Source organism: Paenilisteria portnoyi, assembly GCF_014322795.1.
Taxonomy (GTDB): domain Bacteria; phylum Bacillota; class Bacilli; order Lactobacillales; family Listeriaceae; genus Listeria_A; species Listeria_A portnoyi.
This window is the reverse complement of sequence record NZ_JAASTT010000012.1, coordinates 68,438-91,926: the sequence shown is the minus strand read 5'-3', so window position 1 is coordinate 91,926 and position 23,489 is coordinate 68,438. Positions and strand designations below refer to the sequence as shown.

Annotated in this window: 22 protein-coding genes, 1 pseudogene and 1 other annotated feature; of the genes and pseudogenes, 5 read left to right on the top strand and 18 right to left on the bottom strand. The window is 41.1% G+C overall.

Annotated elements, in window-relative coordinates; genetic code table 11:
* Nucleotides 1–424 precede the first annotated feature (424 nt).
* A pseudogene (locus HCJ66_RS09790) lies at nucleotides 425–942 on the top strand (transposase); the annotation flags it as partial.
* On the opposite strand, the gene HCJ66_RS09785 reads toward HCJ66_RS09790, so the two are convergent.
* From HCJ66_RS09785 to HCJ66_RS09755, 7 genes are all read right to left on the bottom strand, one after another.
* A complete protein-coding gene (locus HCJ66_RS09785; RefSeq protein WP_187132952.1) occupies nucleotides 886–1,119 on the bottom strand; it encodes a flavodoxin family protein in 234 nt (77 codons plus the stop codon). The pseudogene HCJ66_RS09790 and the gene HCJ66_RS09785 overlap by 57 nt on opposite strands.
* Before the next feature lie 3 nt (nucleotides 1,120–1,122).
* The gene (locus HCJ66_RS09780; RefSeq protein WP_187132951.1) at nucleotides 1,123–1,869 is read right to left on the bottom strand and encodes an ABC transporter permease; all 747 of its coding nucleotides are present in this window, start codon (nucleotides 1,867–1,869) and stop codon (nucleotides 1,123–1,125) included.
* Nucleotides 1,866–2,504, bottom strand: coding sequence for an ATP-binding cassette domain-containing protein (locus tag HCJ66_RS09775; RefSeq protein WP_187132950.1), 639 nt, complete (start codon nucleotides 2,502–2,504; stop codon nucleotides 1,866–1,868). Before HCJ66_RS09775 ends, HCJ66_RS09780 begins: the two co-directional genes overlap by 4 nt.
* Before the next feature lie 996 nt (nucleotides 2,505–3,500).
* Nucleotides 3,501–3,704 (bottom strand): CsbD family protein, encoded by a 204-nt coding sequence (locus HCJ66_RS09770; protein ID WP_187132949.1) that lies wholly within the window; start codon nucleotides 3,702–3,704, stop codon nucleotides 3,501–3,503.
* 150 nt (nucleotides 3,705–3,854) lie between these two features.
* Complete coding sequence (gene thiI / locus HCJ66_RS09765) at nucleotides 3,855–5,066, bottom strand: tRNA uracil 4-sulfurtransferase ThiI (RefSeq protein WP_187132957.1); 1,212 nt, start codon at nucleotides 5,064–5,066, stop codon at nucleotides 3,855–3,857.
* The gene (locus tag HCJ66_RS09760; protein WP_187132948.1) at nucleotides 5,066–6,202 is read right to left on the bottom strand and encodes a cysteine desulfurase family protein; all 1,137 of its coding nucleotides are present in this window, start codon (nucleotides 6,200–6,202) and stop codon (nucleotides 5,066–5,068) included. The genes thiI and HCJ66_RS09760 overlap by 1 nt, the downstream gene beginning before the upstream one ends.
* Before the next feature lie 147 nt (nucleotides 6,203–6,349).
* Nucleotides 6,350–8,071 (bottom strand): septation ring formation regulator EzrA, encoded by a 1,722-nt coding sequence (locus HCJ66_RS09755; protein WP_187132947.1) that lies wholly within the window; start codon nucleotides 8,069–8,071, stop codon nucleotides 6,350–6,352.
* A gap of 167 nt (nucleotides 8,072–8,238) precedes the next feature.
* Between HCJ66_RS09755 and HCJ66_RS09750 the strand changes: the two genes are divergently transcribed.
* Together HCJ66_RS09750 and rpsD are read left to right on the top strand one after the other, a co-directional pair.
* Nucleotides 8,239–8,727 (top strand): GAF domain-containing protein, encoded by a 489-nt coding sequence (locus tag HCJ66_RS09750; protein WP_187132946.1) that lies wholly within the window; start codon nucleotides 8,239–8,241, stop codon nucleotides 8,725–8,727.
* A 219-nt stretch (nucleotides 8,728–8,946) separates the two neighbouring features.
* Complete coding sequence (gene rpsD / locus HCJ66_RS09745) at nucleotides 8,947–9,549, top strand: 30S ribosomal protein S4 (protein ID WP_036072475.1); 603 nt, start codon at nucleotides 8,947–8,949, stop codon at nucleotides 9,547–9,549.
* 85 nt (nucleotides 9,550–9,634) lie between these two features.
* Here the strand turns inward: rpsD and HCJ66_RS09740 are convergent, their stop codons facing one another.
* From HCJ66_RS09740 to HCJ66_RS09715, 6 genes are all read right to left on the bottom strand, one after another.
* A complete protein-coding gene (locus HCJ66_RS09740; protein WP_187132945.1) occupies nucleotides 9,635–10,069 on the bottom strand; it encodes a GNAT family N-acetyltransferase in 435 nt (144 codons plus the stop codon).
* A 19-nt stretch (nucleotides 10,070–10,088) separates the two neighbouring features.
* Nucleotides 10,089–11,348 (bottom strand): tyrosine--tRNA ligase, encoded by a 1,260-nt coding sequence (gene tyrS, locus HCJ66_RS09735; RefSeq protein WP_187132944.1) that lies wholly within the window; start codon nucleotides 11,346–11,348, stop codon nucleotides 10,089–10,091.
* Nucleotides 11,349–11,412: 64 nt separating this feature from the next.
* Nucleotides 11,413–11,615 (bottom strand) — a binding site (T-box leader).
* A 107-nt stretch (nucleotides 11,616–11,722) separates the two neighbouring features.
* On the bottom strand, nucleotides 11,723–12,721 hold the full coding sequence (gene ccpA / locus HCJ66_RS09730; protein ID WP_036072480.1) for a catabolite control protein A: 999 nt from the start codon (nucleotides 12,719–12,721) through the stop codon (nucleotides 11,723–11,725).
* 467 nt (nucleotides 12,722–13,188) lie between these two features.
* Entirely contained in the window at nucleotides 13,189–14,274 is a 1,086-nt protein-coding gene (locus HCJ66_RS09725; RefSeq protein WP_187132943.1) for a bifunctional 3-deoxy-7-phosphoheptulonate synthase/chorismate mutase, read from the bottom strand.
* Between the two features lie 247 nt (nucleotides 14,275–14,521).
* Nucleotides 14,522–15,049 carry a YtxH domain-containing protein gene (locus HCJ66_RS09720; RefSeq protein ID WP_187132942.1) on the bottom strand — a complete coding sequence of 176 codons (528 nt, stop codon included), beginning with the start codon at nucleotides 15,047–15,049 and terminating at the stop codon, nucleotides 14,522–14,524.
* Nucleotides 15,050–15,071: 22 nt separating this feature from the next.
* Entirely contained in the window at nucleotides 15,072–15,530 is a 459-nt protein-coding gene (locus HCJ66_RS09715; RefSeq protein WP_187132941.1) for a DUF948 domain-containing protein, read from the bottom strand.
* A 229-nt stretch (nucleotides 15,531–15,759) separates the two neighbouring features.
* Between HCJ66_RS09715 and HCJ66_RS09710 the strand changes: the two genes are divergently transcribed.
* On the top strand, nucleotides 15,760–16,872 hold the full coding sequence (locus tag HCJ66_RS09710) for an aminopeptidase (RefSeq protein ID WP_187132940.1): 1,113 nt from the start codon (nucleotides 15,760–15,762) through the stop codon (nucleotides 16,870–16,872).
* Nucleotides 16,873–16,979: 107 nt separating this feature from the next.
* Here HCJ66_RS09710 and murC read toward each other — a convergent pair whose 3' ends face one another.
* The 5 genes from murC to HCJ66_RS09685 all read right to left on the bottom strand — a co-directional run bounded on the left by murC (nucleotide 16,980) and on the right by HCJ66_RS09685 (nucleotide 22,910).
* Nucleotides 16,980–18,317, bottom strand: coding sequence for a UDP-N-acetylmuramate--L-alanine ligase (murC, locus tag HCJ66_RS09705; RefSeq protein ID WP_187132939.1), 1,338 nt, complete (start codon nucleotides 18,315–18,317; stop codon nucleotides 16,980–16,982).
* Nucleotides 18,318–18,612: 295 nt separating this feature from the next.
* Nucleotides 18,613–20,895, bottom strand: coding sequence for a DNA translocase FtsK (locus tag HCJ66_RS09700; protein WP_187132938.1), 2,283 nt, complete (start codon nucleotides 20,893–20,895; stop codon nucleotides 18,613–18,615).
* A 267-nt stretch (nucleotides 20,896–21,162) separates the two neighbouring features.
* The gene (gene ytpR, locus HCJ66_RS09695) at nucleotides 21,163–21,774 is read right to left on the bottom strand and encodes a YtpR family tRNA-binding protein (RefSeq protein ID WP_187132937.1); all 612 of its coding nucleotides are present in this window, start codon (nucleotides 21,772–21,774) and stop codon (nucleotides 21,163–21,165) included.
* Nucleotides 21,775–21,779: 5 nt separating this feature from the next.
* Nucleotides 21,780–22,577 (bottom strand): DUF1444 domain-containing protein, encoded by a 798-nt coding sequence (locus tag HCJ66_RS09690; RefSeq protein ID WP_187132936.1) that lies wholly within the window; start codon nucleotides 22,575–22,577, stop codon nucleotides 21,780–21,782.
* Nucleotides 22,578–22,598: 21 nt separating this feature from the next.
* Nucleotides 22,599–22,910, bottom strand: coding sequence for a thioredoxin family protein (locus HCJ66_RS09685; RefSeq protein WP_187132935.1), 312 nt, complete (start codon nucleotides 22,908–22,910; stop codon nucleotides 22,599–22,601).
* Nucleotides 22,911–23,043: 133 nt separating this feature from the next.
* On the opposite strand from HCJ66_RS09685, the gene HCJ66_RS09680 reads away from it, so the two are divergent.
* Nucleotides 23,044–23,487 carry a YtoQ family protein gene (locus HCJ66_RS09680; RefSeq protein WP_187132934.1) on the top strand — a complete coding sequence of 148 codons (444 nt, stop codon included), beginning with the start codon at nucleotides 23,044–23,046 and terminating at the stop codon, nucleotides 23,485–23,487.
* The last annotated feature ends 2 nt before the right edge of the window (nucleotides 23,488–23,489 follow it).

Here is a 23,489-nt window from a genome sequence, read left to right as displayed (position 1 = left end):
ACATACAAAAAACTCCCTTATAAAGTAGATTTGGAATTTTTGTTTTTTCCATTGTCTACTCTATAGGGAGCATATCATTCCATCCTTATACGTGTTTTCCGATTTCTTTTTCACACCGTTCTTCTTTCCCTTATATACAGCCTTTATTCTCTCTTTTACCTTACTTAACAGACACTAAGATCCAACGAATTAGTTAACGGCTCAGAATCATATAGAAGAACTAAAATTACATGAATGGTAAGAAATCCTAGCACTATATAAAATTGTTTCCTCATTGTTCGGATATCCTAATTTCACTCCTCCATACCGGTCAAATTCCTGAATATACTCTACCTCTTTGACAACACCTGGATAGGTTATACTAAACTGGACAGAAAAAATAAGGTGTGTACAATAAAAGAAAAGCACACTGGAGGAATAGGGAATGACAAAAAGAGTAAAACGAACGTTCACACCCGAATTCAAGAAACAAATGGTGGCATTATATGAGTCAGGAAAGCCTCGTAAAGTCATTATTGAGGAATATGATTTAACGCCTTCGGTACTTGATAATTGGATACGTCAAAGTCGAGCAACTGGTTCTTTTAAGGCAAAAGATAATCTGACATCCGAACAAAAAGAACTGCGCAAACGAAATACACAATTAGAGATGGAAAATGATATTTTAAAGCAAGCGGCGCTGATATTCGGACGAAAATTCAAGTAATCCAACAAAATAAACACAAATATCCAATAGCAGCGATGTGCCGTATTTTAGGTGTCTCGAGGAGCAGCTATTATTATCAAGCAAGACCGAAAAAATCAGAGGTAGCGTTAGAAAAAGCAGTTGTCGAATAATTTGATAAAAGCCGTAAAAACTATAGGACACGAAAATTAAAAGTGGCGTTAGCCCTTCTGGGCTTTACTGTTTTCAAACGTAAACTTGCCATTATCATGCGCAAAATGACTAATACGTTCAACAAAAATTTTCATATCCGTAGAAACAGCTTGTGCAAAAACTGGAGAAGCTAATATAATTAAATCCGCCTTAGATTTAATTTGTCTTATAAGCTCTTGGATATACGAATGTGTTAATGCTTCTTCGTTTCTGGGGTTTCCCGAGTAAATAAAAATATTCATCCTCTACCCTCTCCGATATTGCCGTCTAATTAGTAAAATACACACAAAGGCGATGACAATAATTATATACGTTCTGATATCTGTAAAATAATTCATTTTTGCATGTGCACTATTTAATACTTGAGTAAAGAGATAAAACGGGTTGAAATCCACTAAATAATTAGCAATATTACTAGGTAGTGAATCAAATGGTATGAATGAACCTGATAGAAGTAGTAATCCAAAATAAATTGGCAAAATGACTACTTGATTTTGTTCTAAGTTATTACAAAATCCAGCAATAGCTACTCCGAATATAAAATAGAAAGTATACACCAATAAAAATGGTAAGATAATTCCTATTAGCTGGTTAGCTGAAAAAGATACATCAAATATAAAAATACTTTCTACTAATAAAAATATTTCTGCAACTAGAGCAAACAGTAAATTTGATATATACAGTGCTAAAAAATATTCTTTTTGAGTAACTTTCGAAAATTTCAACCGTTTGAATAGGCTTGTCATCTTAGCATTTACTATAACAATTGGAACATTTACAATCGTCACCACTAGGATGCAAACAATGGATAATCCTCCAATTAATTGATGTGCCACAGCTTCATACGTATGAGTATCTAGAGTCCCTTGCTGTTTTAGCAAGATTGCTACTAAAATAACTATCGGAAAAATGAATAAAAAAATGGGAATCATAGGTATTTTTATTGTCCTACGTGCATAAAGTAAACAAAAACCCCAAATATTAGTAATCATTGTATTTCCTCCTCATATGTAAAGTCTCTGTTCGTATTATCATAGAGAATTGATTTACCATCTTTTAAATAAAGAACTTTATCTGCGAATTTATTAATTTCTTCAATATAGTGACTTACTGAAATATATGTAACTTCATTTTCAGAAAAATATTCTTGAAGTAACTCATAGACCAAATTCCGCGATTCATAATCCAATCCTGTTGTAATTTCATCTGTAATCAATAACTTAGGCTGAGAAGAAATTGCTTTGATTACCTGCAGTTTTTGCCATTCTCCTCCAGAAAGCTTCATTAATCGTTTAGACATATCATCTACGTTTAAAAATGGCATAAATACCTGAAAATCATTTGTTCCATGCAAAATTGTTTCTAAATATAAATCTTCTTTTATTGAAAAATATTGATCTCTTTGCTGATTTTGAAAAATAATTTGAACATCTTGAGGTAAATAATCTAGCAAAATTTCTCCTTGACTGCTCTTTTCAAATCCCAAAATCAAGTTAAGTAAAGTAGTTTTGCCAGAACCATTTTTCCCAGTAATAAAAATTTTTTCTCCATCATTAATCTCAACACTAAGATGATTGATTACCTCTTTTTTACCGAATTTTTTTGATACATCTGATAATTTAATCATTCTATTCCTCCTAATAAACTTAGGTGCAAAAGTTAGAAATATATCATCTGACCTTTTTACCTAACACCAAACTAAATACATGATGATGATGGGCCACATGTTGAGCAAGTGTTACCACTACCGCTTGATGCAGCCGTTCATGGTAATTCCGTTGTTTGATCTAAATCAATAATCTCCAAGTTGGCTTCTGCTAATAGAGTTTCTAGCTCCATATCTTTTTCATTTATCATTTATCATTTCACTCACTCCCTTCTATATTCACGAATAGGTAGTGCATCATAATAATACTTAATACGCAAAAAAAAATTGAGAATCTTCAATAAATTAAAATAAGGCGAAATCCGAAGAAAGTAGCTTCATTCACTCTACTCAGTAGGAGAATCTATGTTACAACCCTACTACGGATTCCTCTCATAGAACAATTAAGTAGGCTCTCTATCTTATGTACCCGGGACTGCTAGCCATTCCATCCACTCTAATCCCATATTGCTACACCTACCAACCCGTCCTGCTTAAGTCTATATCTAACAAAATTTCCTCATACCCCACCATGGGTATCATCAATATAGATTAGAACTTTTGAAATCTTATTATGTATAGAAATGTTCAATCTCCTAAAAATCAGCTTGGAAATCAATCCACTGTATAATTTTTTTGAATTATTACTACATTTTTAATTATACTACGAAAACTTCTTCTTTATGTGTATAATTAATGAATTTTTTTATAAATAATGGAGAAATAGTGTCTAAATTACTCACGGCATTTTTTTACACACTCATACTAGCTTAAAAAAATCAAATTCAATCTTACTCAGCGCTACACCAAGATACGAAGATAGCCTATGACATCAAAAAAACTGCCAATCAGTACTTTAAATATTCCTAAGTTCATCATATCCATAAGAGCCTCCCTTCTCGCAGACTGAAATTATTATGCGTTAGTTGTCATCAAAAAAAGCCGCTCATAAGAACGACTTTTCCATATTAATATCCGTTATTTCTCTTTATCCGATTCCTTTTTCATACCTTTTTTCAAGCCTTCAGTCGCGTCCTTTGCATCCGACGCGGCTTCCTTCACTTTGCCCTTCGTTTTCTCCGCAAAGCCCTCTGTCTGCTTCTCTTTATCGCCTGTCAATTTCCCTGTCTTTTCTTTAACATCACCTTTTAATTGATCCTTCTTACCTTTATCGTCTACCATAATATTCATTCCTCCTTCAATTTCAAGCCAACGATCATGTTCACAAGCGCTGACTTGGCTATATTTATTTTTACCCTGCCAGCAATAGAGAAAACATGTCTGAAATATTACAAAAAAACGACACCTCAAAATCGGGCATCGTCTCTCCATTTAAAACAGGTCTGAAAATTCATCCTGCACTTTATTCCCATCGGCGACTTCCACCGAAAAGATCTCCGTCGCATTCACCGCTTCTTGCACCATCGCCTCAAAATCAATAAAACTCTCGTAACGCTCCACTTTATCTAATTTAGGACGCGTTTTCGGAGATGGCGGCGTGAAAATCGTGCAACAATCCTCGAACGGTTGCACCGAAATATCATACGTATCAATCGCCTGGGCAATCTCGATAATCTCATTTTTATCCATCGATACAACAGGACGAATAATCGGTGTTGTCGTCACGGCATTAATTGCAAGCATACTCTCCAATGTCTGACTCGCCACTTGGCCTAAACTCTCACCATTCACAATCGCCAAACCTTCCCGGCGCCTGCGCAGCTCATCCGTAATCCGCAACATCATCCTACGCGTTACCGTCATCGTGAAGCCTTCTGGAATCTGCTTTTTAATCATTTCTTGAATCGCGGTAAACGGCACGACATGCATCTGCACCTGTCCACTATACTGCGCTAATTTCCCAGCTAAATCAACAGCTTTCTGCTTCGCGCGCTCACTCGTATACGGCGGACTATGGAAATGCACCGCCTCAATCTCCACACCACGCTTCATCGCCAAATACCCCGCCACAGGACTATCAATCCCGCCAGAAAGCATCAGCATCGCGCGACCAGAAGAACTCACCGGCAACCCCCCCGCGCCTTGAATCGTCTGACACGACAGGAAAATGCCTTCGCTGCGAACATCCACAAGTAGCTTCACATCCGGATTTTTCACATCGACATGCAAGTCATCGATATTCTGCAAAATAAACCCGCCAAGCTCGTGGTTAATCCCATTCGTATCCAGCTCAAACGAACGATCCGCACGACGCGCATTCACTTTAAAACTCCCGCCCGCTTGATGCATCGCGCGAACAAGCGACAATCCAGCTTGCTTCATCTCCTCCAAATCCTGAGGCACTCGAACCGCCGGACTAAACGACTGAATCCCGAAAATCGGACGCAAACGCTCTAAAATAACTTGATCATCTGCCCCATTCAATAGCAAATACATCCGATCACGCTCTCCAAACACTTTCACCTCTGGAAAATCCGCAATTGCACGCTTCACATTATGCGCTAACTTTTTAATAAACTGTTTCCGGTTCCGACCTTTTGTTGATAATTCGCCGTACCGAACGACTATACGATCATATTTCATCATTTCACCACTTCATTCAAATTTTTGATAATCTCTTGTATCGCTTCCATAAAACGTTCTGCCTCAGCCATCGTATTCTGGTAAGACAAGCTCACGCGAATCGCGCCCACAGCCTCTTCATCCGTCACCCGCATCGCCTTCAATGTACTGCTAGCAAGCTTGGCACGCGAAGAACACGCACTCGTCGTCGAAACATAAATCTCATATTTCTCCAAAGCATGCACCAAAATTTCCCCACGATGTCCAACGACTGAAAAACAACAAATATGCGGTGCCGCCTGGTTTTTATCCGTATGAATCGAAACCTCTGGAATATTCCCGAGCGCGTCCAGCAAGTAGTCACGAATCGCTTCTAAATTAGCAACATGCGCTTTCTGTTCTTCCAACCCAATCCGCAAAGCCTTCGCAAAAGCCACCACACCAGCCGTATTCTCCGTTCCGTTTCGCAGACCAAATTCCTGGCCACCACCGTCCAAAAGCGGCATCAACGAAACGTGTTTCTTCTTTATTAAAACACCAGTCCCATTCAAGCCATGTATCTTATGCCCTGAAATACTCACCAAGTCAACGCCCGCAACATCCAGTGTTACCTTCGTCAATCCTTGCACATAATCCACATGAAAAAACGTCTGCGGTCGCGCCTTCAACACATCCGCAATCGCCTGAATCGGTTGCACAGAGCCAACTTCATTATTCACGTGCATCACCGACACTAAAATTGTATCTTCACGCAGCGCACTTTTCAAATCCTCCACAGAAACAACACCCGCTGCATCGACCGGCAACCGTGTAATTTCAAACCCTTGTGCCTCTAAGCTATGCATTGTATTTTGCACCGAGGGATGTTCGATGGCCGTTGTAATCACATGCTGTCCGCGATTACGATAAAACCCCGCCACGCCCTTAATCGCCATATTATTACTTTCCGTCCCACCAGAAGTAAAAATAATTTCCTCAGGTAACGTTCCAAGCATTCCAGCAACAAGAAGCCGAGCCTGTTCGTGCAATTCACTAACTTTCGCACCGTAGCCATGAAGCGAAGACGGATTCGCAAAATAGTTCGTCGCTACTTTTGCATATGTCTCTACACAAGCATCCAGCGGCTTTGTCGTCGCACTATTATCAAAATAAATCATCCAAAAAGCCCCCATGAATTAATTCTCATTCATTATTCTATCACAGAATCGCCAAATGCGCGCGCCCCTTTCGAAAAAAATCCAGCCGTGAACAAAGAAAAACCGCCCCATCCTACTTACTCGGATAAGACGACATTTCCCACTTCATTATTCCTCTACTTCATCCACATTTATCTTCATTTCATACGCTTTCTCAATCTTTTTAAACGCGCTCGGCTCCACTTTTTCTAAAGCCGTTACCGCAAGTTCCAGCGCTTTCTTGTATTGATAATCATCATAAAAATGGTCTTCTGCCTGGCGCAAAGCGATTGCCAAATCCGGCGTCTGCAAACGATAACGGTTCGCATATTGAATCACGTGCTCCACTAAATGCGCATTCTCAATCATTTCATCCGCTTTTTCAGTCAGATGCTCTAAATCCTCTTGCGCTACTTGCCACTCGTGGTTCACCGATTTCATATTCAGCGGTTTCTCTTCCAATTTCTGCTCTAGCTTGGAAATCGACGCCTCCATGTGCTCACATAGTGCCAAATAGTCCTCTGGCTTACCAGGCAGACGCTCACGATCCAATCTACGGTTCAAATTCAGAATCGCCCGGCGCATTCTATCCGCATCCTCACGTGCCTCTAGCTCATCTTTTCGTAGCGAACGCAATTCTTCCGCAAACGCATCTTGCTCTAAGGAAATCGTCGACACAACAGCATTGATCTCCTTCAACGCATCCTCAGCCGCTGAGTACGCAATTTTGACCTCAGAAAGTCGTTCCGTAACAGTCGCTAATTGTTCTTTTTGACCCTCTAACTGGCTTGCAATTTTCAAATAGCTCGCTAAATCCTCTTCCGTCACATGATACGTTTGTTTCACTTCTTTGATTTGCTCTGCTAGGGCATCTGAAACGTCCAGTTGCTTCTCCAGTTTCGCTTCCACCACAATGCGATTTTCCTTCACAAAATGGCGCGCCTCCACCTCATGCTCCAATGTATCGTAAAATAGGTTGATTTCCGTGTGCAGTTCCGCCACACCACTTTCCGCGACTTCTAGTTCCCCTGCCACAATCTTACCTTTCAAATCCGTCACTCGGCTACTCATACGATCCAATTCCGCAGCCAATTGCAATTGCTCTAAATAATAGCCTTGTTGCGCCATTTCATCATAACCCGCTTGCAATTTGCTCATTTCATCCGGTAAAATAACGTCACTCTCACGCAACAAAACAGGAACCTTTTCCAATTTCGCGCCTAATTTCTCCAGGTCATGTTGGACATTCAACACCGTTTCCCGTGCCTCCAAATAATCCCCCTGATCCGTCAGCATATCAAACCGATTCAAATTCTCCGCAATCTGATCCAGCTCGCCTTCCACGCTATGTAACGCGTCACCAAGCTTATAGCCATTACTCAAAACCTCACGGCGCAACGTCGTGAATTTATCCTTCGCCAACCGAATATCTTGCGCATTGCGTTCTTCACTAGCAAGCAATTCCTTCAATCCTCGCAAAATTTGCTTCATTTGTGTATCGATTTCGTGAATCACCTGTTCGACCTGGTTTTCCATCTGCGTTGCTTGGCGGAATTGATAACGATCCGTATGTTGCTCCGCGCCAAGAATATACTCTTCCAAGTTAGGGAATAACTTCGTCGCAATATCATCCCACGAATCACGCCAAGATTCAAACAAATCCTCCGTCTGCCCAGTCAACCTCAACTTCTTCACCTTCGTGAGTTCATCAATCACTGGACGCTCCATCAATTCTATCTTCTGCTCCTCAAGCGCGTTAATTCGCTGATAATGCTTTTTCTTCATTATGTATCCAACCGCAAAAACAACGGCTACAATGACCACAAAGCCAACTAAATACCAAACAAACATGTCATTTCCTCCTAATATCCCATTATCTCTATTTTTTAAATCACTTCATTAAGTACAAATGCTAAATCCATGCTATACTAATTCATTATACACATACACTATTCTAACACGATTCCGCTGTATTTGCCTTATTTAAAATCAAAAATTATGAAAAAGTGGTGAAAAAAATGATCGAAATTCCAAAATTCACTGGAACAAAAGCAGAAAACTATCAACTATGCGTCAAACAAGTCGAGGCAATGATCGCTGGGGAACCTAATTTCCTAGCCAACATCAGCAATATCTCCGCCCTGTTAAACCAAGCGCTAACCGACATTAATTGGGTCGGCTTTTATTTATACGAAGAAGAGAGCAATCAACTTGTCCTTGGCCCGTTCCAAGGCTTGCCTGCATGTATCCGTATCCCACTTGGTCGTGGCGTATGCGGATCAGCTGCCTCCGAACAGAAAACCTATCTTGTTCAAAACGTCCACGACTTTCCTGGACACATCGCGTGTGATGCAGCATCCAATTCCGAAATTGTTATCCCAATTGTTCATAACGGGAAACTGCTTGGCGTTTTAGACGTCGACAGCCCTTCCCTAAACCGATTTGACGAAACAGACCAACATTACTTAGAACAAGTAGTCACTATTCTAAAAGCCTCCATACAATAATGTTTGACAAGAGTAGGTAAACTATACTATACTAGAAAGCGTGTAAAATGCAGCTTGAGTGATGATGAATATGACCGTTGTTTATCCCCGATTTTTTTCGTGGTGTATCCTGTAACCTGCTGCTGCAAGGGCGAAGATACATGAAGATAAACTGCACGTATTTGGTTGGTCACACTTGTTTGTTTTATGCTAAAACAAATTTAAAGGAGGAGTCAATCAATGGCTCGTTATACAGGTCCAAGCTGGAAGATTTCCCGTCGTTTGGGATTATCACTTTCAGGAACAGGTAAAGAATTAGAACGTCGTCCGTACGCTCCAGGGCAACACGGTCCGACACAACGCAAGAAAATCTCTGAGTACGGTTTACAACAAGCAGAGAAACAAAAATTACGTCACATGTACGGCTTAACTGAACGTCAATTCAAAAACACGTTCGTAAAAGCTGGCAAATTACAAGGTAAACACGGTGAGAACTTCATGATTTTACTAGAACAACGCCTTGACAACGTGGTATACCGCTTAGGTCTTGCGCGCACTCGTCGTGCAGCACGTCAATTAGTAAACCACGGTCACATTTTAGTAGATTCAAAACGCGTAGACATCCCTTCTTACCAAGTATCACCTGGTCAAGTAATCAGTGTTCGCGAAAAATCTCTTAAATTATCAGCAATCGCTGAAAGCTTAGACGTTGCGGCATTCGTGCCTGAATACCTAACTTTCGATGCTGAAAAACTGACAGGTACATTAAGCCGCCTGCCAGAACGTTCAGAACTACATGCTGAAATCAACGAAGCATTTATCGTAGAGTTTTATTCACGGTAATCATTCAAACCCCTCTGATACCAACTGTATCAGAGGGGTTTTTATCACCAAAAAAGCCCTGACATAGATATGCCAGAGCTTCTTTTCATACGTATTTTCTCATCGTAATATCTACCACTTCAAAGCCCATCTTTTTATACACGTGAACCGCCCGCTTATTATGCGCAAAGGCATGCAGTGATATCTCCGTAATTCCTCGTTTTTTTGCATTTTCCTCAAGTAAAACTAGCAAATCACTTCCGAGACCTTTATTTTGAAACGCTTCGAAAATCAGAATATCATAGATAAAATACGTTTTCCCTTCTTGAAAAACCCACAACGTCCCAACAAAATCCTTCCCCTGCATTACCTCCCAAAGAAAATGATCCTTTGTCGCAACGCCATCAGGAAGCAGTTCCATCGTTGTCATTCTTGCCTTAAACAACGCCTCATCGCGTGGCCAAATTCCTGCATCCGCTTGATCTTTTGCATAACCAACACTAAGTGATTCCGCAAAATCAGAAAAATGTTCTTTCGGCATTGCTATTAAGCGTAACTCCTCAGACATAGCGCACCAAGAAATATTTTTTCTTACCGCGACGAACAATGGTAAAACGATCTTCCACACGATCCGCTTTTGTCACGACTTTCTCCAGATCTTGCACACGCTCGCCATTGATATAAATCGCGCCATTCCCAATATCCTCGCGTGATTGGCGTTTCGACGGCTCAATACCAAGATCGACAAGCCAGTCTACAAGCAACTTCTCTTCTTGCCCTGCCTCGAATGTTGGAACATCTTTAAATCCTTGCTCAATCTCATCGGCCGTCAGCACTTTCACATCGCCACTAAATAAAGCTTCCGAAATCTTAATCGCCTGATCTAATGCCTCTTGTCCATGAATGAAACGCGTCATCTCAGCCGCTAAAGAACGCTGTGCCGCACGACGATGTGGTTCCAATTTGACCGCTGCTTCCAGATCACTGATTTCACCTTGATCTAAGAACGTGAAGTATTTCAAGTATTTCACAACATCGCGATCATCCGTGTTAATCCAGAACTGGTAAAACTCGTACGGCGTCGTCTTCTCCGGATTCAACCAAATCGCGCCACCTTCCGTTTTACCAAATTTCGTACCATCTGCTTTTGTTAGCAACGGAATGGTTAAACCAAACGCTTTTGAGCCCTCACCTTGTTTTTTACGAATCAAATCAAGCCCCGCCGTGATATTTCCCCACTGATCACTACCGCCAATCTGCAACCGGCAATTATGATTTTCATACAACTCATTGTAATCCATCGCTTGCAAAATTTGGTATGAAAACTCCGTGAATGAAATCCCCACTTCTAGACGATTCGCCACGATATCCTTCGCTAGCATCGTGTTGACATTGAAGTTTTTACCAAAATCACGCAGGAAATCAAGCACCGTCAAATCCTTCGTCCAATCGTAGTTATTCACCATAATGGCACCATGATCACCCGCAAAATCAAAAATCGTTTCTAGCTGACCACGCAGGCTTTCCACGTTTTTATTCACTTGTTCAATCGATTGTAATTGACGCTCTTCCTTTTTACCACTCGGATCGCCAATCGATCCTGTCGCGCCACCAACTAAAATAATTGGACGATGCCCTTTATTTTGAAAACGACGCAAAATCATAAATGGAATCAAATGCCCAATATGCATCGAATCTCCCGTCGGATCGATACCACAGTATAAAGAAATCGATTCCTTCTCGGTTAATTCACGAAGTCCTGCTTCATCGGTTTGTTGATATATCGCGCCACGCCATTCTAATTCATCAATAATATTCATTTCATTCTCTCCTTTTCGTTTATAAAATTTCTCGCAAAACAAAAAAATCCCTTCCGTCTATTGACGAAGGGACGCAAAATATACGTGGTACCACCCAACTTAGGAAAAAATCTTCCTCGCTTCATTAAGATAACGGCAAAAACCGTTTGCAAATGCAAATGTGCTCCAGGATGTAATTCGTCCGCCTTATTTGTACTGGTTTGCAGCGACCACCAGCTCTCTATTCCACAGGGATAAGCGACTACTTCGTCCGTTCATAGCTTTTCGATATGATATTGTACTTCTATTTTTAACATAGCCTAAAACAGATGTCAAGAAACAATATTAAAAAAGCCGAGCAAATCTATTTCTATACTGCCCGACTCTCCTTAAAATTACCGCGTTGTTCCGCGCATTTTTTCGCTATGTGGTAAGATGACTGTTTTTTCTTCTACTTCTTCGTTTGCCATTAATTTTGTTAACAAACGCATCGCTACTGCACCGATATCGTAAAGTGGTTGAACCACCGTTGACAATTGCGGACGTGCCATCAATGTCAATTTCGTATTATTAGAAGTCACGATTTCAAGCTCTTCTGGCACTTTCACACCAGCATCAAGCGCGGCATTCAAGACACCCATCGCAAGCTCGTCATCCGCCACATAAATCGCATCAGGCGTTGCTTTCAAACTGCTTAACTGCGCCCAAGCTTTGACACCAGCTTCATAATTATAAGCCGCTTCCAACACGTAGTCTTCGTTAAATTTAATCTTGGCTTCTTTAAGCGCCTCACGGTATCCGCCTAATTTCAGCTCACTGTTTACCGGCTCATCTAACGAACCACTGATGAATGCCACTTTTTTATGTCCGTTCTTCGTGAAGCGTGATACAGCCTCATAGCTTGCTTGTTTATAATCGATGTTTACCGATGCAATCTTGTTTGCAGCATCTACAGAACCCGCCAAAACAACTGGCGCCGGCGAACGATCAAATTCTTCTTGTAACTGCTCAGAAATGCGCTCACCCATGTAGATAATACCATCGACTTGCTTACCAAGTAGCGTATTCAAAACTTGCAATTCCTTATCTTCATTCTCATCTGAATTACTCAAAATAATATTATACTTATACATTGTTGCGATATCTTCAATCCCACGCGCCAATTCTGCATAAAATACATTCGAAATATCAGGAATCATCACACCAACCGTTGTTGTCTTCTTACTAGCCAACCCTCTAGCCACCGCATTTGGACGATATCCCAACTGTTTAATAACATCTAACACTTTCTTTCTAGTCACCGGTTTTACATTCGGATTCCCATTGACAACACGAGAAACTGTCGCCATCGAAACATTTGCCTCACGCGCTACATCATAAATTGTTATATTCATTCATTTCACTCTCCAGATTCATTTATTTTAACAGTTAGCCATATGTAACCATTGTAAACGTACACAATCGTGCCTACACTTAATAATACGATAGTTTTTTTCGTTATGCAATTGTTTTCACTTATTATTTACATTACTAAAAATTCAGAAGAAAGCGTTTCCTTTGATTATTTAACCAAAAAAAGCGAAGAATCCCCTTGCAAAGCCAATGTATTCCCTTACAAAAAATATATACTCTCCTACTATCATCCAGTTTCCAAACGTAAAAAAGTGGTTAGGAAATCATTTCCTAACCACTCTCTGCATATGCTTAACTGAAAATCCGACTCCCCACCAAACCTCAGCGTGGCGACAAATGATTAGTTTCTAGGCAAAAGCGAGTACCAGCGCGGAACGTACTAAAGTATGTGAGCACTGGAACAGAGCTTTTAACGACGAAAATGATCGTTTGTCGCCACGCTGACGACCTATTGGATGTTGGATGGGACTAACTTCGATTTCAGAATCTCTTCCCAGAAAGCATCGAACTCTTTCAGATCCATTTGTTGCGCAGAATCAGACAAAGCTACTGCTGGATCTGGATGCACTTCAGCCATAACGCCGTCTGCGCCAATCGCGAGTGCTGCTTTTGCACATGGAAGTAGTAAATCTTTGCGCCCTGTAGAATGCGTCACATCAACCATAACTGGTAAATGCGTTTCTTGTTTCAAAATTGGAACAGCAGAAATATCTAATGTATTCCGTGTTGCTTTTTCATACGTGCGGATACCGCGTTCACAAAGAATAATTTGATCGTTACCTTGCGCCATGATGTACTCCGCCGCACCAACAAACTCTTCAATCGTCGCAGATAAACCACGTTTTAGAAGGATTGGCTTATCTACTTGTCCAACCGCTTTTAAAAGTTCGAAGTTCTGCATGTTACGTGCACCGATTTGGATTACATCGATATGATCGAGCGCCACTTCAATATCGCGAGGTGTCACGATTTCGCTAATAACGCCAAGACCGAACTCGTCGGCTACACGTTTCAGAATTTGTAGACCTTCGACGCCAAGACCTTGGAAATCATACGGGCTAGTACGTGGTTTAAAAGCGCCACCGCGAAGTAATTTCAGACCTTTATCACGAACAGCGCCAGCAACAGTAGCTACTTGATCATAGGATTCCACAGAACACGGACCAAATACAAATGTTGGTACACCGTTTCCGATTGGCACGCCATTTACATTCACAATAGTGTCTTCTTTTTTATTTTTACGGGAAACGAGTAAAGCCTTCGAGTTGTCATCTTCTTGTAACTCCAACCCAGCTTTAAAAATTTCTTTAAATAATTTCTCAATCGTGCTATCTTCAAAAGGGCCTTCATTCGCATCTGTAATCGCGTTTAACATTTGACGTTCGCGAACTGGATCAAAACGAATAACACCTTGCATCCCCTTAATTTTTCCGATTTCTTGTACTAAATTCGCCCGTTTATTAATAGCCTCTAAAACCTCGATGTTTAAGCTATCAACTTGTGCTCGTAATTCTTCTAAATTTGGATTTCCCATGATTTTGCCACCTCTCCAATTTCCCTGTATATAGTTGTACAGTATATTGTATCATTATAGATGAAAATGATTCATTTGTCACCATGCCGCTTTTTCACTTAAGCGCTTTTAAGTGTTAAAGCGAATAGTATAGCTTAATCCTAACATTTCACCGAGACAATTGCAAGCTAATTTTCCATAAGTCTAGGGCTAATAATAAAAAAGGTTATAAACAAAGTGTTCTCACACCTCATTTATAACCCCTAATTTATTTTTTCAATTCTTTTTTCGCGTCATCAACAATTTTCTCTGTTTTATCTTTCGCTGTTTTCGAAGCATCTTTCACTTCTTCTTTTGATTTGTCAGCCGCATGCTTCACGTCATCGCCCGCTTCTTTTGCTTCGGATTTGAACGTTTCGCCTGCTTTTTGTGCCGCTTGTTTAGTTGCTTCAAGGCCTGCAGAAGCTGTTTCTTTTACAGTTTTTGTCTGTTTAGAAACTGTTTCATACAGTTGACCTGACTTATCTTTTACCACACCAACAAAACCTGATGCAGAATCCACAAGAGCATCTTTTTTATCTTTGGCTACATTACCAATTTCGATGCCTTTTTCGTAAGCAACGTCTTTCCATTGTGATCCTTTTTCTTTCATCACATCTACGTGCTCGTTTAAGTCACCGCGTAGTTCTTTACCTGATTTTGGAGCTAAAAGTAGTGCCGTTACTGAACCTACGATACCTCCGATTAAACCTCCGATTAGAAAATCTTTTACGTTAATTCCATCTTTTCCAGACATATATTTTCCCTCCAACTTCATTTTATAAAGTGATTGTTTCTTCTTTCGCTTCCGCCGCAGCTTGTTTAGCAGCTTTACTCGCTTTCATCTTATCACGGAATGATAAAATAGAGTTACTAAATGATACGGCTTGTACGATTTTCGTCTCATTTGTATGGACTTTATTCGTCGCAAGCGTTGCTAATTCACGAACAGACTGACTTAGTCCAAGAAGCGATACGCCGATGTCTCCAACAGCGTCGAATACCGGATCTACTTTTGCAACTTTGCCGTTGATATCTTCGAGAAGATCGTTTGTCTTGCTCATTAATTTCTCGGCCTGATCCGTAATTCCTTTGACTTCACCTGTCATTTCTTCAAGTGATTTAGCTACTTCATCCATTGTTTTTGAAGTTGATTTGAGCGTCATGCCCAGATAAACCGCAATGACAAGTAGCGCGATTGCAGCAACTAGAGCCGCAATGTATAAAATTATTTCCACCTTCTCTACACCTCCACATATATCTGACACTTTACCCCTAATGCGTCTATGTAAAACGACCATTTTTAAAGAACGGGCTGTCTTCATTTTAGCAATATTATGCGAAAAAGGAAAGCGAAAAAGCGTAGCAGTCGACAGATAAATTCTTTTTGGAAGCATATTTGGCCGATTTGGAGTAAACTAAAGGGGTGCCGCGAAACGGCTGAAAAAATGAAATGGAGTGATTTTCTTGAAAGATCCGCGTATTGAAAAACTAGCCTATAACTTAATCAACTATTCTGTAAGCCTACAACCAGGCGAAAAAGTACTTATCGAAAACTTCGGCGTACAAAAGGAATTGGTCACATCGCTTGTAGCTGAGGCCTATAAAGCTGGTGGTTTTCCGTTCGTATCCTTGAAAGAACCGCAAATTGACCGGGAAATGATGCTGGGCGCGAATTCAGAACAATATGCGAAAATTGCTGAATTTGAGGGTAATGTTATGAAAGAAATGGATGCGTATATCGGCTTGCGTGCAGGTAACAACATCAACGAATTATCAGATGTCCCTGCCGAAAAACTAAAAATCAATGGCGAAACAGTCGGAAAAATGCATACGAGTATCCGCGTAAAACAAACGAAATGGGTCGTTTTGCGTTATCCAAGCGCTTCCATGGCTCAATTGTCTGGAATGAGCACGGTTGGCTTCGAAGACTTCTATTTCCAAGTCTGCACACTTGACTATAGTAAAATGGGCGAGGCAATGGAAAGCCTCGTAACGCTGATGAATCAAACCGATCGCGTTCGTCTTGTCGGAGAAGGCACAGACCTGCGTTTTTCGATCAAAGACATTCCCGCAATCAAATGCGCCGGCCAATTAAATATTCCTGATGGCGAGGTTTATACGGCTCCTGTGCGCGATTCTATCAATGGCACCATCACATACAACACGCCGTCTCCTTATCAAGGCTTCGTTTTTGAAAATGTTTCCTTTACTTTTGAAAATGGAAAAATCGTGAAGGCTACTGCAAATGACACCGAACGTATAAATAAAATCTTGGATACAGATGAAGGTGCGCGCTTTATTGGTGAATTCGCGATTGGTGTTAACCCATTCATCCATGAGCCAATGCAAGATATCCTATTTGACGAGAAAATCGAGGGTAGTTTCCATTTCACTCCTGGTCAATGTTACGACGAAGCACCCAACGGCAATAATTCAGCCATTCACTGGGATCTCGTGAATATTCAACGTCCAGAATACGGCGGCGGCGAAATTTACTTTGATGACGTGCTCATTCGCAAAGACGGCCGATTCGTCATTCCAGAACTTGAAAAATTAAACCCAGAAAACTTAATTTAACCACCAAAAAGGAATCCCGTTTTCAGCATTGGGATTCCTTTTTTTATGCATAGAAAAAAGAACTGCAAACTAGGAAAAATCCTGATTTACAGCTCTCATTTAGTCTATTAATTTACTGCTCGCTTTTCTTCCATTAATTCCACACCTGCGTCAAGAACACCTTCATATGCTGCTTGGAACTTTTGAACATCTCCAGCTCCCATAAAGAGGATAACTGCATTCGGATATGCTAGTAAACTTTCTGTGTGTTGTTCTTGAATCACGTGATTTCCTTTGGTTTTCGCTGCTAAATCTTGAATCGTTAGCGTGCCACGATTTTCGCGGGCAGAACCGAAAATATCACATAAATACACTTCGTCGGCTAAGTTCAAGCTATCCGCAAAACCTTGTAAAAAGGCTTGTGTTCGCGTAAATGTATGTGGTTGGAATACCGCAACAACTTGGCGATCAGGATATTTCTGTCTTGCCGCATTAACAGTTGCTCGTATTTCAGAAGGATGGTGCGCATAATCGTCGACCAACACCTGATCCTTTTTCTCCGTAATACTAAAACGACGCTTCACACCTTCAAATGTCTGCAATTCTTTAGCTACATCCGCCGCTGGAATTTTCTCGTATGCGCTGACCGCAATGACACTCAGTGCATTAAGTACGTTATGATCGCCATATGTTGGAATGACAAAATTGCCATATAATTCACCGTTATGATACACGTCGAACGTCGAACCAGTCGTCTCTTTAATAATATTTTTAGCTTGGAACTCGTTACCGTCTTCAAAACCGAAGTAAACAATCGGGACATCCAACTCTAAACGACGTAATTGCTTATCATCACCCAAGGCAAAAACAGCCTTTTTCACTTGTTTTCCGAATGATTCGAACGCACTGAAAACGTCATCCTCGCTCTTGAAATAGTCGGGATGATCCCAATCAATGTTCGTCATAATAGCATATGTTGGGGAATACGCTAGGAAATGACGTTGATATTCACACGCCTCTAACGCAAAATATTTAGCATCAGGGTTACCTTTTCCGGTTCCATCGCCAATCAAATAAGACGTTGGGCGCAACTCTTCCAAGACATGAGAAAGGAGACCAGTCGTCGATGTCTTACCGTGCGAACCAGTAACAGCAATACTCGTATAACCATCAATTAATTGTCCTAAAAATTTGTGATAACGAATAACTGGTAAATCCATGTCCATCGCTTTCTTAATCTCTGGATGATCATCCTTAAAAGCGTTACCAGCAATGATCGTTAAGCCTTCATGAATATTATCCTCGGAAAACGGTAAAATTTCAATACCATTGTCTTCTAGTGCTTTTTGTGTAAAGAAGTACTTCTCAACATCGCTTCCTTGCACACGGAAACCTTTATCAAACATAATTTGAGCCAGTGCACTCATACCTGACCCTTTAATCCCAACAAAATGATACGTCGTCATTAATTGAACCCCCAGAATTTTAATCTTTGAAGAGGTAGCCTAAAAAATAGTGTGTTGCCGATCTAAAAAAGCAGTTTCATTATTTTTATTATTTCTAGACATCTTCTCGTATTACAAATTTAAACGTGTGTTTGCTGTTCATCTACGCTGTAACTGAAAAATCTCACTAGGTAATTATAGCACTTTCTCGCCCATTAAGAAATCCTTGTAGGAAATTTATATCCAAGGACTTATGTTTTGACGCTTTTATACGCAACAAAGTAGCTTTTTATACGCTAATAGAACTACTGATGTATTAATTATCACGTATCTTTTCTAATTGTTCTCTGGTAATAATAACATCCCGAGGCTTAGATCCATTCGTTTCTGAAACTATGCTATGCTTTTCTAGCGCCTCCATCAATCTTGCGGCACGATTATAACCGATTCGGAAATGACGTTGCAAAAGCGATGTAGAAGCACCATTTTGTGCCAGTACAAAATCGCACGCTTCATCAAACAGATCGTCCTCTTCCTCTTTCGCAATTTCACGTTCTAAAAGTTCCTCTTGTTTAAACAGATAGTTCGGCTCTGCCTGATTGCGCACATGAGCAATGACAGCATCAATTTCTTGATCACCAACATAGGTTCCTTGCAGGCGAACAGGTTTGGAAGATCCGCTTGGCAAGAACAGCATGTCCCCTTTTCCAAGTAACTTCTCGGCCCCACCCGTGTCAATAATCGTTCTGGAGTCGATTTGCGAGGATACAGAGAACGAAACACGCGTCGGGATATTTGCCTTGATGAGCCCCGTAATAACGTCTACAGAAGGCCTCTGCGTCGCGACAATCATATGAATCCCGCAAGCTCTGGCTTTTTGCGCAATGCGGCTAATCGCTTCCTCTACATCATTTGGCGCAACCATCATCAAATCAGCTAATTCATCGATAATAATCAGGATATACGGTAATTTTTCGCCGGAATGTTCTGGGTGGGAAGAATATTCGTTAAATTTCTCCATATTCCGAACACCTGCATGCGAAAATAACTGATACCTGCGTTCCATCTCTTCTACCGCCCATTTTAGCGCGGCCGTTGCTGCTTTGGCGTCGGTAATAACAGGACTGACCAGATGTGGAATACGATTATACGGTGCAAGTTCAACCATTTTCGGATCGATAAGCAACAATTTCAGCTCATCCGGCGTAGCTTTATAGAGCAGACTAATAAGCAGCGAATTAATGCACACACTCTTACCAGAACCAGTTGCTCCAGCGATTAATCCATGCGGCATCGTTTGCAAATCCGTCACAATCGGCATACCAGAAATATCGAGTCCAAGCGCCGCTGTTAACGGAGACCTACTCGTTTGGAATGCCTGACTATTCATAATTTCCGAAAGCATCACAGGTCGGCTCGTTTCATTCGGAATTTCAATGCCAATCGTGCTTTTACCTGGGATTGGCGCCTCGATTCGAATGTCTTTTGCAGCAAGACTAAGCTTGATGTCATCCGTCAAATTCGTGATTTTGCTAACCTTTACGCCTTTTTCCGGCTGTACTTCAAAGCGCGTCACCGCTGGGCCCTGCGTCACATTAACAACCTTGGCAGATACATTAAAGTTCTCAAGCGTCTCATTCAAAAGTTCTTCTTGAAACGCCAACCACTCTTCATCCTCATTTTCAAAGACAGGTGGTTTTAGCAAATCTAGGGATGGGAAATAATAGCCACTTGCGTCTTCTCTCAGATGTTGTTCTGTGGGGAAAACAGAGGCTATTTCTGGTTCTTTTACTGCCACTATCGCCGGTTCTTCCACAACTTCTTTTTTCTGCTCAACATGTTGCTTATCTTGATTCACCATCATCACATTAAAAGGGATTCGTGTTTTCGGAGGCGTACGTTCTGGTTCTTCCACCTTTTCAGACTTCGGTGCCTCGTGAATGAGTTCAATACGTTGCGGCATAGTAGAAACTTCCTCTTGTTGCAAACTTTCCTCTTCCTCCACAACAGGCGAAACCATCGCTACTACCTCTGGAATAATAGGTTCTTCTTCGACCTCCAAATCCGCTACAAACTCAGATTCAGTCTCTTCCTGTACCGATTCAGCAACCGCTACTAGGCCGTCTATTTCATCATAAACAACATCACTCGTTTCTAGTTCTTTTGTGATATCAAACTCAAAACGACTTGGTCTTTTTTGGAAAGCAAAGACTGGAGAAGGGACATCTGTCGGTCTGAACGGTCGTTTCTTCTCAAATTTTGGCGCCTCGGTGTTTGGCGAATGGACTCTTGGTGTCTGGCGCGGTATCGGTACTTTATGTAACGCTTGTTTTACTTCTGTTTGTTTTTGTCCATCAGGAATGAGCGGAAAACGGAACTCCCCTTTTGGATATTGATACATCACGTTAGCGTGGATTTCGCGCTTTTGTTTCGTTGATTGTGTATTTCCACGTGGCACATTTATCGGTTTCTTTACTTCAATTGCAGTTGCTAATTGGACTGGCGGCGCTGTTTCTGCCTCTTTTTTCGGCTTAGCCACCTCTACTTCTTCATACTCCGCATCTCGATCAGCGAAGAAAAATTCTTTGAACCATCCCATTACTTATCACTACCTATTATATTTTTTAACTGTTTCTTAAACTGATTTTAACAGAGAAATTTAGATAAAGCTATCACGAAAGTGCAAAACAAAAGATATTAGATTGAAAAACGGTGAAAAACGGCTTTATATAAGCATTAACGTGCGTATAACTTAAACTTATATTCTGTTTCATTTCAAAATAAAGAACAATTAAACCGATCATTGTATACGATTAACAGCGAAAATAAAACAGCTTTCCGTTAAAAAAGCTGTTTTATTCAACATTTAGAAGGAAACTGGAAATGCAGCGCCAACCTCATAATCAGCGTCCAGAACCATAATTCCTTTTTCTTCCGGAGCGTTCGGTATCGCGAGCTCGCACGCCGCACAGATCATACCGAACGAGTCTTCCCCACGAAGGTTCGATGGTTTAATAATCAAACCACTTGGCATCACCGCACCAATTTTTGCAACGACTACTTTTTGTCCTGCATCAACATTCGGCGCACCACATACGATTTGCACTGTTTTATCTCCCAAATCGACTTGGCATACATTTAATTTGTCCGCATTTGGGTGTTTTTCCTTCGACGCCACATAACCAACGACGAATTTAGGCGAAAGGTCCGCTTCAATCACAAAGTCAAAACCATTATCCGCTAACTCCTTGTTGATAAACGCTACATCTTCAAGCGTTAATGAAACCTTACCATTCGCATCAAACGTGCGCTTTTTCGATACTTCGAAAATATTAATCGCAACCGTTTCGCCAGTTTCCACATCAAAAATACGCGTGACATTTCCTTTTGATTCAAAATCTGTTTTCTCTACATCATTGAGGTGGACTAAAAGCGTGTCCCCTACTCCTTTTTCGTTATAAAATGCATTTACAATCACGTTAACTACTCCTTTGGTCTGTTTTTGGCCATAATAAAGATCGGTTCTAGTTTACCATCATTATACACGAGAGGTAAAGAGGTAATTGGCGCAAGGCCGTCCGCAAAAAACTGCATCGTCATGTGCGCCAACACGTCATAGCCCGTATTATTTCTAATATCCGCAATAATTAACACATCCTGATGCGGCACAGCAAGCACCATCTCACCCTCGATACGCGCGCGCATTTCCTCTAAAAATGGCTCATTCAAAATCCGACTTGCATCATACCCATCATTCGTTCGCACGAAATAATAATCATTACCGCTCACGGAATCTTTTTTCGTTGGCGTCACCCGCGCACGCAGGTTTGCAAACGCAGCAATCCTGACATCGTCTATCGTCACATCCGTGTTTTCCAAACTTTCTTCCTCGATAAAGCGATACGAAGCGCCAACATCCACCACGTAAAAAATCGCCGTCTCCGCCGTGTGTTGCTCTGTCAAAAGCACCTTCCCATCTTTTGTTTTCTGAGGGAACGATGTCGCCCGAATAACCGGATAAACATACGGCAAACTCGTCTGAATATCCATCTTGTGTTGCGATGCTTTTAGACCTTCTTCGACATAATACACGATTTTCTCAACCGCCACGTCCGCCTGTTCTTCCCAATTCGCAATAATTTGTGGTATAGACAGCGTAATCGAATTGCCCGCTTCCGTCACTTTTAGCGTATCCTTCTCCCGGTCATAACGAAACGTCCGATCCGCGCCAGCAAGCTCTTTTTCAAGCCTTTCCTTCATCTTCATCGTTGTCATTTTCATCGCGTTGCCCTCCCCTCTCCCTTATAAGGCATCAATAAAATCCGTAATTTCTTCTTTCGTTTTGCGATCCTTGCTGACAAAACGGCCAATTTCCTCGCCATCTTCAAACGCCAAGAAACTCGGAATACCAAAAATCGCCAACTCGGCGCAAAGGTCGATAAACTGGTCGCGATCCACATGCAAAAATGTAAAATCATCGTGTTCCGCCTCAATTTCAGGCATCACCGGCTCGATAAATTTACAATCCCCACACCAATCCGCACTAAACATAAAAATCGTTTTACCATTATTTTTTAATTCATTAAATTCTTCTACTGTTTCCAAATGTTTCATCACGCACTCGACTCCTTCTTATTCCTACTCACCTAATCCTAAAGCCCCCGCGAAAATTAGTAAAGAATTACGCTCATAAAAGTTGCTACCTGCCGCATTTTCTTCTATCATAACAAGAAAGGAGGCGTTTTTGATGGACTATCATATTTATTTAGCAGGTGAAATTCATTCGGATTGGCGCGATCAATTGCGAGCTCATTTAAAAGAAAAACCAGGAATTCACTTCCACTTTTCTGGACCGCAAGAAAATCACGATTTATCCGACGCAATCGGCGAACAAATTCTAGGAGAACAGCCGAACGCCATTTACAAAGATTTACAAGCCTCAAAAATCAACAACTTACGCACCGAACTACATTTGAAAAAAGCGGATTTAGTGATTGCCTTATTTGGCGAGAAGTTCAAACAATGGAACACCGCCACAGATGCAGCAACAGCCATCACGCTCGGCAAACCAACCATTATCATCCGACCAGAATCGCTACACCATCCGTTAAAAGAGCTCTCCGAGAAAGCAAATGTCACCGTAGATACGATTGAACAAGCCGCACAAATTATTGATTATATTTTTGCCTAGTT